General features: G+C 62.0%; 16 protein-coding genes. 5 read left to right on the forward strand and 11 right to left on the reverse strand.

Features of this window, described 5'->3' with window-relative positions:
- Positions 1-71: 71 nt before the first annotated feature.
- Positions 72-623, reverse strand: a complete 552-nt coding sequence (locus XI06_RS17160; protein WP_271605971.1) for a toprim domain-containing protein — start codon at positions 621-623, stop codon at positions 72-74.
- Between the two features lie 184 nt (positions 624-807).
- The gene (locus XI06_RS17165) at positions 808-1,386 is read right to left on the reverse strand and encodes a hypothetical protein (RefSeq protein ID WP_237874120.1); all 579 of its coding nucleotides are present in this window, start codon (positions 1,384-1,386) and stop codon (positions 808-810) included.
- A 133-nt stretch (positions 1,387-1,519) separates the two neighbouring features.
- Between XI06_RS17165 and XI06_RS17170 the strand changes: the two genes are divergently transcribed.
- The 3 genes from XI06_RS17170 (at position 1,520) to argE (ending at position 4,036) form a co-directional block, all read left to right on the forward strand.
- Positions 1,520-1,798, forward strand: coding sequence for a helix-turn-helix transcriptional regulator (locus XI06_RS17170; RefSeq protein ID WP_237874118.1), 279 nt, complete (start codon positions 1,520-1,522; stop codon positions 1,796-1,798).
- Positions 1,799-1,898: 100 nt separating this feature from the next.
- Positions 1,899-2,162, forward strand: coding sequence for a hypothetical protein (locus tag XI06_RS17175; protein WP_237874116.1), 264 nt, complete (start codon positions 1,899-1,901; stop codon positions 2,160-2,162).
- 680 nt (positions 2,163-2,842) lie between these two features.
- A complete protein-coding gene (argE, locus tag XI06_RS17180; RefSeq protein WP_271605972.1) occupies positions 2,843-4,036 on the forward strand; it encodes an acetylornithine deacetylase in 1,194 nt (397 codons plus the stop codon).
- Positions 4,037-4,194: 158 nt separating this feature from the next.
- Here argE and XI06_RS17185 read toward each other — a convergent pair whose 3' ends face one another.
- The 4 genes from XI06_RS17185 to XI06_RS17200 form a co-directional block, all read right to left on the reverse strand.
- Complete coding sequence (locus tag XI06_RS17185; protein ID WP_237861383.1) at positions 4,195-4,821, reverse strand: LysE family translocator; 627 nt, start codon at positions 4,819-4,821, stop codon at positions 4,195-4,197.
- Positions 4,822-4,842: 21 nt separating this feature from the next.
- A complete protein-coding gene (locus XI06_RS17190; RefSeq protein WP_237861382.1) occupies positions 4,843-5,184 on the reverse strand; it encodes an NIPSNAP family protein in 342 nt (113 codons plus the stop codon).
- 217 nt (positions 5,185-5,401) lie between these two features.
- Positions 5,402-6,460: a phosphotransferase family protein gene (locus XI06_RS17195; RefSeq protein ID WP_237861381.1), complete on the reverse strand. Its 1,059-nt coding sequence runs from the start codon at positions 6,458-6,460 to the stop codon at positions 5,402-5,404.
- Positions 6,461-6,591: 131 nt separating this feature from the next.
- On the reverse strand, positions 6,592-7,827 hold the full coding sequence (locus XI06_RS17200; protein WP_271605973.1) for an acyl-CoA dehydrogenase family protein: 1,236 nt from the start codon (positions 7,825-7,827) through the stop codon (positions 6,592-6,594).
- A gap of 216 nt (positions 7,828-8,043) precedes the next feature.
- On the opposite strand from XI06_RS17200, the gene XI06_RS17205 reads away from it, so the two are divergent.
- Complete coding sequence (locus XI06_RS17205) at positions 8,044-8,706, forward strand: TetR/AcrR family transcriptional regulator (RefSeq protein ID WP_271605974.1); 663 nt, start codon at positions 8,044-8,046, stop codon at positions 8,704-8,706.
- A gap of 66 nt (positions 8,707-8,772) precedes the next feature.
- Here XI06_RS17205 and XI06_RS17210 read toward each other — a convergent pair whose 3' ends face one another.
- The 3 genes from XI06_RS17210 to XI06_RS17220 all read right to left on the reverse strand — a co-directional run bounded on the left by XI06_RS17210 (position 8,773) and on the right by XI06_RS17220 (position 9,935).
- Entirely contained in the window at positions 8,773-9,165 is a 393-nt protein-coding gene (locus XI06_RS17210) for a RidA family protein (protein WP_271605975.1), read from the reverse strand.
- Positions 9,166-9,258: 93 nt separating this feature from the next.
- Positions 9,259-9,474 carry a hypothetical protein gene (locus XI06_RS17215; RefSeq protein WP_045008240.1) on the reverse strand — a complete coding sequence of 72 codons (216 nt, stop codon included), beginning with the start codon at positions 9,472-9,474 and terminating at the stop codon, positions 9,259-9,261.
- A gap of 137 nt (positions 9,475-9,611) precedes the next feature.
- Positions 9,612-9,935: an autotransporter outer membrane beta-barrel domain-containing protein gene (locus XI06_RS17220; protein WP_271605976.1), complete on the reverse strand. Its 324-nt coding sequence runs from the start codon at positions 9,933-9,935 to the stop codon at positions 9,612-9,614.
- Between the two features lie 29 nt (positions 9,936-9,964).
- On the opposite strand from XI06_RS17220, the gene XI06_RS17225 reads away from it, so the two are divergent.
- Positions 9,965-10,102 carry a helix-turn-helix domain-containing protein gene (locus XI06_RS17225; protein WP_442869458.1) on the forward strand — a complete coding sequence of 46 codons (138 nt, stop codon included), beginning with the start codon at positions 9,965-9,967 and terminating at the stop codon, positions 10,100-10,102.
- Positions 10,103-10,144: 42 nt separating this feature from the next.
- On the opposite strand, the gene XI06_RS17230 is transcribed toward XI06_RS17225, so the two are convergent.
- Both XI06_RS17230 and XI06_RS17235 read right to left on the reverse strand, forming a co-directional pair.
- Positions 10,145-11,371: a CaiB/BaiF CoA transferase family protein gene (locus XI06_RS17230; RefSeq protein ID WP_271605977.1), complete on the reverse strand. Its 1,227-nt coding sequence runs from the start codon at positions 11,369-11,371 to the stop codon at positions 10,145-10,147.
- Between the two features lie 169 nt (positions 11,372-11,540).
- Positions 11,541-12,746: an MFS transporter gene (locus XI06_RS17235; protein WP_271605978.1), complete on the reverse strand. Its 1,206-nt coding sequence runs from the start codon at positions 12,744-12,746 to the stop codon at positions 11,541-11,543.
- Between the last annotated feature and the right edge of the window lie 116 nt (positions 12,747-12,862).

The following is a 12,862-nucleotide window of genomic DNA, read 5'->3' on the forward strand; positions in this document are numbered from 1 at the left end:
GCAATCATCATCAGGCCGCGACACTGCCTCGCCATCCTGATCGCCGCGCACTTCCTACCCAGATTGCCGCGCTACAGGATGACGACGTCCCGATTCACGAAGTACGGTGTCAGTGCAGCGTCCCATTTGGCGGCGGCGCCCTCGGATGCCGTCGTGGCCACGAAGCCGATCTTCGTGAGGTTGTCGGCATCCTTCTCGCCCTCGCAGACATAGACCGAAGCCGAGGTGGGCGCCGCGATGAGTTGCGGCAGCCGATACGGAATCTTCGGGCGACAATCCTTAAAGTCGTCGCCTGCGAAGCTGTGGGTCACGAAGCCTTCGTGGTCGGTCGAGTCCAGCTTCACCGACAGGCTGCGGTCTGCGGCACTGTGTCCGGGTCCAGGACAGAGAACCTGGCCGCCCTGCACGTCGCCGCCGAGAAGCTCGGCAATCTTCGCGATTGGGGGTAGTGCGGCGGTCAGCCCGCTTGTGCCGGCTTCTGCCGAAGGCCGCTCTTGCGGATAAAGTCGGCAAGGCATACTAATAAGCCCTGTTCGTGCTGGTGGTGCGGCGCGGAGAGAGTGCAACAAATTGATCTGCGAAATGCCCGGCTCCCTGCCGGGCATTTTGCGTTCGGTCATCATGAACCTTGTTGTGATTTCGTACAGCTAAAGCGGTCAGCCAGCTTCGAGCCGCAGCTTTAGCTAAACCGGGGATGGCTATTTCGGCCGCCGCTTTGGGGCCGCACGGCGATTGCTTGCGATCACGTCGATGCTTCGGTGCGTTGGCCGCTGTTTCTTATCAATTCCGATGAGGTCGAACAGCGCATCAAAATGCCTTGCGCGTCAGCTTGCGCGATGGAGTGAAACCAATTTCTTCCAGCAGCTGGAGTGCCGGTTCGACTACCTGCGCGGTTTCTGGGTCTTTCCGATAGTCGCCGCGCTGCCGCCTGAGCAGACGCGCGAGCGTATCGGGATTATCTCTCAAATAATAAATTCCGCGATCCCGCCGGGCGATCATGGAGTCGAGATCGCGGATCGATGCTCCTCCGTCCGACCTGCGACGATCGACCAGCCCGCGTATAGAGAGATACCTTTCGATTTCATGTTCGCGTCTTGCGGCAGGCAAGTCAGGGAGTTGCGCCGCAAAATTTATCTCACTGTATATGGGGTCGAGCGACCGAAGCGCCTTGAGCACCATCGCTTGACCCTTCGCATACCGAGCCAACGCCTCCCGGAAGCCAGCGATGGTGGGCTGGTTGCGCGCGTCCCAGTAAGTATTGAAAATCGTGAAAACAGCAGCCTCAAACCGTCTCGCACGATCATCACTTTTTGTCAGCCCGGCGCGCTGCATCACCAATGGGTAATGCTCGGCGAAGTGCTTCCGAGATGGCTGCTTTGGGGCCATGTGGTGCGGCTCAGCTAAAGCGGCGGATCAAAAACGAGTCGCCGCTTTACCTGTACTCCATTCCGACATTACGGCAAAAACTAGCTGAAACAGCAAGGTGTCTACACCGCCGTCCAATCGGTAGGACTCTGCAATGCCAACAGCGGATCGGGAGGAGGTTGACGTGGAGAGCGGTGCACAAGAATTGCGACCTCGCCGCATGCTCAACGAGAAGCAGCTGCTGGAGATCATTCCGGTTTCACGTACGACGCTCCATCGCATGCAGAAGGCGGGTCGGTTTCCGAGAGCCGTTTACGTCGCGCCGAACAGGAAAATCTGGTTCGAAGACGAGATCGCTGCGTGGCAGAACGCGGTCGATGAATTCGATCCGCACCGGGGACGGGGCAAGGGCCGGCGGCGTGGATCCAGCTGAACAAAAGATCGGACGGAAACGCGTCCTTAACCCGCCACTTCTGGGCATCAACGCCGCACGATGAGGTCGCCGACCTGAAAAAACCTGATGGAGACCCAAGATGGACGTAGCAATACTGGAGCATTTCGTTGCTGAACTGACGCAACGGGTCGATGAGACGATGAAATTTCCCCTCGTGGTATGTGCAATCGCCTCGAACGGCAGCGTGTTGGCCACTCGGATCAATGAGGGCGGCGGCCCGGAAACCTTGACCCAGCATTTGGAGGATCACGGTTTCAAGACGCCAATCAATATCATGATCGTCGGCCATGATGGTGGGGCAACACGACTGGTGCTCACCGTCAGCGACGTCAGCCAGCACTGATCTTCGTCAGCAAGCCCAGCCAGCTCAACGCTGCCCGGGCCACTCCACCTCGGTGGAGACGAGCGCCAGGGCCAAATATCGCCCCCTCGCTGCTGTAAAGCGCTGCAAAAGCGATGAGGCGGCATCGAAGCGCGCACAACGCCAGGCCATGTGGCCAAAGTTAATAGCCAATCATGAAGCAGTGTGAAACTAGGGCCTATGGGGGCCCAATAGGTTGCCCCGTTTATCGAGGAAAAACGATAATTCTTGCATTTTCTGTGGCTTACCCTGTTCCCCGCAAGCAAAAATAGCGCTGGACGCCAGGACCACACGGTTTTGCCGTACGCGGATCACACCGGTCGTTTGCGCGAGGTCTTCGCTCACGGTTGCCCGCCCTGCAAAGCCCTTCGCGCCGACGTGACCCACGCCCACCCGTCCGGCCCGCGTCGTGACGATCGCGATACGCCCCTCCTCCATGGGCCGGGCTGCGCGACACATGCGCCGTTTCCGAATTTCGGTAAAGTGGAATGTTTTTGCCGGCGGATAATGCCCTACGCCCAGGGTGTTTTGCCCGCCAGGCAACGCAAGGTGTTGTGGCCTCGAAGCCCGGAACCTCGATGTTGATTTGCCGGACTGGCCGTCACATTGGTATGGTTCATGCAGGCAACTTGAGCCTCCGCAATCTCCGACAAGAAGTGACAATGCCCAATCCGATCTTCCCGAGTTCACGTCCTGATCGCATCCGCAACATGCTTGCCGAGCTTGTTGCCTTCGACACGATCAGCGATCGCACCAATTTGCCTCTGATCGCGCATATCGAGAACTATCTCGCCTTCCTCGGCGTCAAGGGTGAACGCATCACCGACGAAACAGGGCAAAAGGCTTCGCTCTGGGTGACGATCGGACCGGAGGATAAACCTGGTCTCGTGCTGTCAGGCCATACCGACGTCGTGCCCGTCGTGGGCCAGGACTGGAGCCACGATCCATTCAAGCTGGTCGAACGCGACGGCAAGCTCTATGGCCGCGGCACCACCGACATGAAAGGGTTTGTTGCGGTGTGCCTCGCCATGGTGCCGGAGATGTTGGAAGCGAAGCTGACCACGCCGATCCATCTTGCCATCTCCTATGACGAGGAGATCGGTTGCGTCGGCGTGCGGCCGATGCTTGCCGAGGTCGCCAAGAAAAAGATCAGGCCGCTTGGCGCCTTCATCGGCGAGCCGACGGAGATGAAGGTCACCATCGGCCACAAGGGCAAGCACGGCGTGCGTGCGACGTTCCACGGCCTTGCCCGCCACTCCTCGATCGCGCCCGACGGCGTCAACGCCATCGAATATGCCGCCGAGCTGATCACCGAGATCCGCCGCCGCGCCGTGAAGCTCGCGACTGAGGCCGAACGCAACAGTCTCTACGATGTGCCGCACTCGACGCTGCTGACCAGCATCGTGCATGGCGGCGCCGCGCTGAACATCGTGCCTGATACCTGCACGGTCGATTTCGAATGCCGCGGCATCGGCATCACCGAGTCCAAGGAGGTGACCGATGCGATCGTCGCCTGGGCCAAGGCCGAGCTCGAGCCCGCGATGAAGGCGAGACATTCCGAGTGCGGCATCGATTTCGAGGAGATCCTCGACTACCCCGCGCTCGACACCAAGGCCGACGCAGCCATTGTCACGCTCGCCAAAAGCCTCGCCGGCCGCAACGACCACGCCAAGGTCGCCTTCGGCACCGAGGCGAGCCTGTTCACCAGCATGACCGATATCCCTTCGGTGGTGATCGGTCCCGGTTCAATTGCGCAGGCGCATACGCCGGATGAGTTCATCGCGATGGCGGAACTGGAGAAGTGCGCAGGCTTCGTGGAGAAGCTGATCGCGCATTGCGCGAAGACGACATCGTAGGTGTCGTAGGGTGGGCAAAGCGGCTCGTCCGCCGTAGCTCGAAGAGCGAAGGCGGAAGCGTGCCCACGATCTGTATCCTTCACGAACGACTGGTGGGCACGGCGCTACGCGCCTTTGCCCACTCTACGATAGCTAGCGGAGGAGCCAGTGCTGCCCCCTCATGGTTCCTGCAAGGCCAGACGCACGCCGACGGCGCAGTAGATGGTCCCGACCACCTTGCCCTGCCACTTCACCACAGAGGGATGGCGGCGCAGGAGACTGCCAAGGCGACCGGCGCCGACCGCAAACACCACCGTGCTGACGAGACCGAGCAACACGAAGACAATGCCGAGGGTCGCAAGTTGAAGTCCGATTGAGCCGTGCTCCGGCCGCACGAATTGCGGCAGGAAGGCGAGGAAGAACAGCGCGGTCTTGGGATTGAGCACTTCGGTCAGCACAGCCTGCCGGAAGGCGCGGCCCGCGCTGATGGCGGGCGCACCGCCGTTCAGCTCGATCGGCGCCTTGTCGAGCATGGCGCGAATGCCGAGATAGATCAGGAACGCCGCGCCCGCATATTTGACGATACTGAAGAGCAGCGCGGAGGCGGCAATGATCGCCGAGAGGCCCACGATGGCCATGCTGGTGTGGATCAAGTCGCCGGCCGCAATCCCGGCGCCGGTCGCGATGCCCACCCTCGTTCCCGAGCTGGCTGCCCGCGCCATGGTCAGTAGCGTCGCCGGACCTGGAATGAACACAAAACCGAAGACGATCAGGACGTAGGTGACGAGCGTTGCGTGGTCGATCATGGTCGCGGCTCCGAAGGCGGATCAGTTCAGGAGGCTGAACGACGGCGAATAGTCCACCGGCACGAGCAGGCGGTCCTCGATCTGACCTACCATGAGTCCGTGCTCCGCGTGAGTGATCCGCTTGATCTCGCTCCACTCGGCGTCCGCCATGAAGGCTGACCACGCCGATGTCTTGGCCGCCTCGTCCGGCCATTCCAGCAGATAGGCGAACTCGGTGCGGTCGCCTGACTTCGTCTCCCACATCGCCACGATCCGGAAGCCGTACTTGGTTCGCATGATGCGCGCGGCATGGTCGCGGAACCTGGCGTGGAATGCGGCCTTGTTTGTCTCGAAGATTTCGTAGATGCGCAATTGCTGGATCATGACCGTCTCCTTGGGGAGGAGATATGGTCACGCTTGGTGGCTGGACAAGGACAGGCTGGCCTCCCCGTCATTGCGAGGAGCTCTTGCTGCGACGAAGCAATCCAGACTGCCGCTGAGACAGTCTGGATTGCTTCGCTTCGCTCGCAATGACGGTGTGTGGGGGAGCAGCATCGCACAAAACAAAAAGGCGCGGCCATCGACCGCGCCTTCACCATTCCTAAACCGCGCCGGCCTTCTGCGCGTATTCCCATGACGCTTTCGACAGCGGCACGGTGCGCTTGGCGGATTCCAGCGCCTTGGCGTTGGCGGCGGTACCGTCGCGGACGCGGCCGGCGATGCCTTGCGTGATGCCGGCGAGGCGGAAGAGGTTGTAAGCGAAGTACCAGTTCAGATCCGGCACCGTCATTTTGGTGAGGTTGCAATAGATCTGCGCGGCTTCCTCCACGCTCGGGATGTTGAGCGCCTTGAGGTCGGCGCCCTCGAGGCCCGGCATGATCCATTGCATCAACAGATAGGTGAAGTCGGCCATGGGATCGCCGAGCGTCGACAGCTCCCAATCGAGTACTGCCTGCACGCGCGGTTCCGTCGCGTGGAAAATCATGTTGTCGAGGCGGTAGTCGCCATGGACGATCGAGACGCGCGCCTGCTCCGGCACGGTCTTGGGCAGCCATTCGGCGACCTTCTCGAATTCCGGAATGTGCTGGGTCTCGGACGCGCGATACTGCTTGGTCCAGCGGTCGATCTGGCGTGCAAAGTAGTTGCCGGGCTTGCCGAAATCACCGAGACCGATTGCAACTGGGTCGTACATGTGGAGCTTCGCCAGCGTCTCGATCTTGCTGGTGAAGATCTTTCGACGCGCATCGTTGTCCTGGCTCGGCAGCGTCGGATCCCAGAACACGCGGCCCTCTTCCATCGACATGATGTAGAAGGCGGCGCCGATGACGCTGTCGTCCTGGCACAGCGCATAGGCGTGCGCGACCGGAAAGTCCTGCTTTCCAAGGGCAGCGATGACGCGATACTCGCGATCGACCGCATGCGCCGACGGCAGCAATTTGCCGAACGGCTTCCTGCGCATCACGTAGGAGCGCTTGGGCGTGTTGAGCCGGTAGGTCGGATTGGACTGGCCGCCCTTGAACTGCAGGACGACCAGCGGGCCTTCAAAGCCTTCGACGTGCTCGCGCATCCAGGTCTCGAGCCTGAGCTCGTCGAAGCGATGACGCTCCTCGACCGGCTTGGTGCCCGAGAACTCTTCGTCTTTCCTGACGCCGTCAGTCACGGTGACGCTCCCTCTGCAGTCCGAACATGATCCTAATCGGTAACCGCTGACGCACTTGCGTCAAGCGGTCACCCCAGTTGGATCACGCCGGCTCGTTTCTTCAAGTCGGGAGCGCGTCCCGGCTCTCCCAATTAATGCTTGGGAGAGTTGGCATACTTCCGGATTTCAAGTCTGGCAATGGCGCGATTGTGCACCTCGTCCGGACCGTCGGCGAGCCGCAGCGTGCGGATGCCGGCATAGTCCTTGGCAAGACCAGCCTCATCGGAGACACCCGCGCCACCGAAGGCCTGGATCGCCTCGTCGATGATCTTCAGCGCCATGTTCGGAGCTGCGACCTTGATCATCGCGATCTCGGCCTGCGCGGTCTTGTTGCCGACCTTGTCCATCATGTCCGCAGCCTTTAGGCAGAGAAGACGCGTCATCTCGATATTGGTGCGGGCCTCGCCAATGCGCTGCTCCCACACGGAGTGCTCGACGATCTTCTTGCCGAAGGCGGTGCGCGACATCAGACGCTTCACCATCTTCTCCAGCGCTTCCTCGGCCTTGCCGATGGTACGCATGCAGTGATGAATACGGCCAGGCCCCAGACGGCCCTGCGCGATCTCGAAACCGCGGCCCTCGCCGAGCAGGATGTTCTCCTTGGGAACGCGCACGTTCTCGAGCAGCACCTGGGCGTGGCCATGCGGCGCATCATCGAAGCCGAACACGGGCAGCATCTTCTCGACCTTGATGCCTGGGGTGTCGAGCGGAACCAGGATCTGCGACTGCTGCTGATGTTTTGCGGCGTTGAAATCGGTCTTGCCCATCAGGATCGCGATCTTGCAGCGGGGATCGCCGACGCCCGACGACCACCATTTGCGGCCGTTGATGACGTAGTGATCGCCGTCCTTCTTGATGCTGGTCTCGATGTTGGTGGCGTCGGACGAAGCCACCGCCGGTTCCGTCATCAGGAAAGCCGAGCGGATCTCGCCGTCCATCAGTGGACGCAGCCATTTGCGCTTCTGCTCCTTGGAGCCGTAGCGCATGAACACTTCCATGTTGCCGGTGTCGGGCGCGGAACAGTTGAACACCTCCGAGGCCCAGGAGATGTGGCCCATCTGCTCCGACAGCAGCGCGTATTCGAGATTGGTCAATCCCGCGCCGCGGAATTCATCGTCCTCATGCTCGTTCGGCGGCATGAACATGTTCCAGAGGCCTTCGGCCTTCGCCTTCTTCTTGAGATCTTCGAGAACAGGGATGACCTTCCAGCGGTCGCCGCTCTTGTCCTGCTCATTATAGATCGGCACCGCCGGACGCACGTGCTTGACCATGAAGGACTGCACGCGGTCGAGCCATTCCTTCTGCTTGGGCGACAGATCGAAATCCATGGGACGCTCCTCGGTCTCGCTTTGAAAGCCTGTTTTGCGTCGGACTGTCCTCCCGCGATGCGCGGCCCGCAAGCGCCATCAGGCGGATTGCGGGGCGTGGAACCGGCGGCACCATGGTGCGGCACAATTCCATCATGCGGATTGACTTTCTCCGACCTTCAAACGATAGTTTCATACAAGTGTTTGAATTGCAACTCCCCTCCTTGAGGGCAATCCATGGCCAGCGATCATACGAGGTCTGCCATTCTCGCCGCCGCCGAACGGCTCTATGCCGATCGCGGTTTTGGCGACGTCACGCTGCGCGACATCGTCGCCGAGGCCAACGTCAACCTGGCGGCGGTGAACTATCATTTCGGCTCGAAGGACGAACTGATTGCGGAATTATTTGTCACCCGCTCGATCGCGACCAATCGCGAGCGCTTGCGTGAACTGAAGGCGGCCGAGGAAGCCGGCGGTGGCCGCGCGCCGGTCGAGGTGATCCTGCGCGCGCTGGTCGGACCGACCTTGCGCGGCTGCCTGGGGCCGGAGAACCAGCGCTCGACCGCGGCGCGCTTCATGATCCGCGCCTCGATCGAATCCGTGCCGCCGATCCGACGCATCAAGAACCGCGAGATCGACCATTTGCGCAAATTCGCGGGCGCGATGCGCCGCTCCCTGCCCGACCGCAGCGATGTCGATATCTATTGGGGCCTCAACTTTGCGCTGGCGATGGCGCACCACACCATCCGCGAAAGCGAGCGCCTGACGAAATTGTCGGAAGGAAAATGCGACCTCGACGACGTTGAGGACGTGGTGCAGCGCGTCGTCAGCGTCGCGACGATGGCGCTGACGGCAGGCAAGGCCGAAGCCAAGGGCCTATCAAAGGTCGCCGCACGTTAGACTCTTGTTTGACGCGTTTTCTTCACGCGAACCGGCGGTCCACTTCGCTCGAAAACGTTTTGATCCTTACATCATCGCGATGCAGTCGATCTCGACGTCGAAGGGGCCGAACCATTCCGGCGTCACGACGAAGATTCGCGCCGGCGGATCTTCAGGGAAATAGCGCGCATAGATCGTGTTGAACGCGGCGAAGTGCTTGGTCGAGGTGCAGTAGACGTTGCACTTCATGACGTTGTCGAGCGAAGCGCCGGCTGTCTGAAGGCACAGCTTCATCTGCTCCATGATGATCTCGCTCTGCCGCTCGATACTCATCCCTCCGATCTCGCCCGTCTCCGGGTCGAATGGCGGCAGGCCGGCGACGAAGATCATGTTGCCGGCGCGCGTGACCGGCGAAGTCGGCGCCTTCACGCGATCGAGAAAGGACGAAATCGGTTCGACGCGGAGCGCTTCGCGTTTCATGGGCAACCACCTTCGGTTCAAGCGAGACCGCTGCCTGACTACATTATTCTGCAGCCGGCACGCTTCGCTAAAGCTCGAAGTGTAGTTGCGGTACTACGCCCGCTGCGGCATCTCCTCGGCCTCTTCCTTGGCGAGCAGCAGCAGCATCTCGATGCCCATGTCGCCTTCCTGCGGCGAGCGGATGAACTTGATCTCCTCGGCACTTTGCCGCAGTGCGGCAATGATCGCGACAGCCTGGTTGGCCGTCGCCGCTTCAGTCGCCAGAATTGCCTTCTGGTTCTTCGCCTGGAACCCGATCGTGTAGGACATGCACTTGTCTCCCCGAACTCAGTGATGAGATCGAATCTGAGTCGGGGCCGAAGCGAAAGCCTGTGCGAGTACGGACCGGGTTTATCTGGGGATTGCGCGCAAGCCTCACGTAAGGCCGCGCCATCGTCATGCTTCCGTCACCAGGTGATGCGCAGCGATCCGATGCCGGCATAGCTCTGACCTGCCCGCGAGAATTCACCGGTGACCCTTCCAGACAGCTCTGACCAGCGGTTGAGCGCCAGGCGCGAGCCAAGTTCGACCCGTCCGGAATCGGCGGCCGCGCGCGCGCCATCGACGGTGAATGACGGCACTGGCATGTTGACCAGCGTCGCCGTGACGTTACGGGTCGGATTGAACTCATGCGCGGCATTGGCAAAGGGCGACCAGACCATGCCATTGCCAAGATCGACGCAGCCGTCGAACTCGCATTGGCCGTCGGCGCAACGCGCGAGGCGGCGCACGTGGCCAGGTTCCGCGGCGTGCGCGCCGCATCGCCTTCGAGTGCGGCTACGGCGATTTGTCCTACTTCAACCGCAGCTTCCGCCAACGCTACGGTGCGACGCCGTCCGACATCCGCGCCGGACGGCGATGCGACGACGCCACGCCGCAATCATCGACGGAAGCGTGACGGCTCCTTACTATCGAAGGTCGCGCCAGCCGCCGCAGAAGATTACAAAATCCCCTGTGCCTTCAGCGCCTCGACCTTGGCCTCGTCGTAGCCGATGGTCGCCAGCACGTCCTTGGTGTCGGCGCCGAGCAGCGGCGGAGCGCGGTAGTCCGTGATCGGAGTCCCCGAGAGTGTGAGCGCATTGCGGATCAGCGACAGATCGGGCTGGAAGGGATGGTCCACCTTCACCCGCATGCCGCGCGACTGCACGTGGGGATCGGAAAAAACCTGCTCGAAATTATTGATCGGACCTGACGGCACGCCGGCTTCCTCGAGCTTGTCCAGCCAATAGGCTACCGGCTTCTTCAGGAACAGGCCGGCGAAGATCGCCATGATCTCCTTGCCGTGCACGACGCGGTCGTTGTTCTTGATGAAGCGCGGATCGCTGGCAAGCCCGGGCTCGCCGAGCACGGCGCAGGTGCGCTGGAACTGGCCGTCATTGCCGACCACCAGCATCAGTTCGCCATCGGTGCAGCGGAACACGCCGGCCGGCATGCCGCCATTGCCCCAGGTGCCGCGGCGCGGCGGCGTCTTGCCGTTGACGAGGTAGATCTGCAGCCAGTGGCTGAGCGAGGCGATCACGGTGTCGAACAGGCAGACGTCGAGATGCTGCCCGACGCCGCCATTGGCGTCGCGATGGTAGAGCGCCGAGAGAATCCCGATCGAGGCGTTCATGCCGGTCATATAATCGACGATGGAGGGACCGACCTTCATCGGGCCCTCGCCCGGCTCGCCGTCGATATGACCGGTGACGCTCATCAGGCCGCCCATTGCCTGCAGAATGGCGTCGTAACCGGCACGCGGCGCGTAAGGGCCGGTCTGGCCGAACCCGGTCACCGAGCAATAGATGATCTTGGGGTTGATCGCCTTGATGGTTTCGTAGTCGAGGCCGTAGCGCTTGAGATCGCCGACCTTGTAGTTTTCCATGAAGACGTCGACGTCCTTGGCGAGCTCGCGGATGATCGCCTGCCCCTCGGGCTTGGCGATGTTCACGGTGACTGATTTCTTGTTGCGGTTGGCGCAGAGATAGAACGAATTGTTGTTGTTGGCCTTGCCTTCAGGGTCGGCGAGGTAAGGCGGGCCGAAGGCACGCGCGTCGTCGCCGGTGCCGGGCCGCTCGATCTTGATCACCTCGGCGCCGAGATCGCCCAGCATCTGGGCCGACAAGGGCCCGGCGAGCACGCGCGTGAGATCAAGGATCTTGATGCCTGAGAGCGGCAGGGCCGACATGTCGATTTCCTCCGGGGAACTGGATCTTGGCGCGGCGGCCCGAGGCCGCGCGCTCCCTGCCGATACACCATTTTGGCGTCCTGAGCACTGCACTGGCGGCATGCGGCCATCCCTGCCCCGGCGGCGGACGCAGTCCCGCAGCGACGAATTCCACGCCGCGAATAACGCCTCAGGTCGCGGCTGCCGCAGCCAATCGCGGCCGACGCCGTCCGAGCAGGACCAGGATCAGCACCGTCGCACAAGAAATCACCAGCGTGAGGCCGAGTGCGCCGCGGCTGCCGAACTGGGTGAGCAGGCCGGCAAGCAGCGGCGGCGAGAGGGCGGAGGCCAGATTGAGCGGCAATGCGATCATCGACATCGCCTTGGCGAACTCGGCCTGGTCGTAAAAGACGAGCGGGATCGTCGCGCGCGCCACCGCCATTGCACCACTGCCGGCACCATAGAGCAGGATGAAGGTCGCGACCGCCCAGGTCGCGCCCTCGCTCAGCATCAGCAGTACCATGGCGATGGGCAGCGCCGTGCCGGCAACGAGCCCGGTGGTGATGCCGTCCCATCGGCCGCCGCCGAGGAAGTCGAGGCCGCGGGCGCTGACCTGGATCACGCCCAGCATCGAGCCGAATGCAAGGGCCTGCGCGGGCGCGAGGCCCTCCGCTCGCAACAACTCGATCAGGATCGCGCTGATGCCGAAATTCACGAAGGCGTTCATCGTGATCACGCAGACGACGAGTCCGAAGGTGCTCCTTGGAATCGCAGGCGGCGGCGCTGCCTTGAAGGCCTCGCCACGATTGTCGGTCACGATCTTGCGGCGCGGCGCAACAAACGCATAGAGCGGAAGGTTGATGGCGAGCAACATGGCCGCATAAACGAGACAGGTCCCGCGCCAGCCGAACCAATCGCTGAAGAACGACGTGGTCGGCCAAAAGATGCTGCTGGAGAGACCCGTCACCAGCATCAGCCCGCCAATGGCATTCTTGGCGCCCCGCCCCGCGACCTCGTTCAGCATGATGTAGGCGCCGGTCGACAGCGTGGCGCTGCCACCCATGCCGAGAAATATCCAGCCGGCGAAATAGAGGATCGGCTCGCGCGCGAAGAACAGAACGACGTAGCCCGGCGCAGAGACAACAGTGCCCACCATCATCACCTTGCGCGCGCCGTGCCGCGCAAAGGCCTTGGCGAGCCAGGGCGCGCACAGGCCCATGGTGACATAGAGGACCGAACTGCCCGCGAACACCGCCGGCAAGCTCATACCTAGATCGGCCCCGAGATCGCGACCGACCACGGCCGGAAGGCCGATCGTACCCCATCCAATGAGTTGGGTGATTGCAAGCACCAGCAGAACCCCGATGAGCCTGCTGTCAGATTTCAAGAACCGCATTCCAGTCGTTGCCCGCCCGGCAGGCGCTGATCGCGCCTGTGAGCCTCTCTTACCCGCAGACTCAGCACACGGGAACGCCGGCCGCCGAATGGCAGAAGGCAGCCAGGAGCATGTCA

Origin of the sequence: Bradyrhizobium sp. CCBAU 11434, from assembly GCF_028128895.1 — a bacterium.
Classification (GTDB): Bacteria; Pseudomonadota; Alphaproteobacteria; order Rhizobiales; family Xanthobacteraceae; genus Bradyrhizobium; species Bradyrhizobium zhengyangense.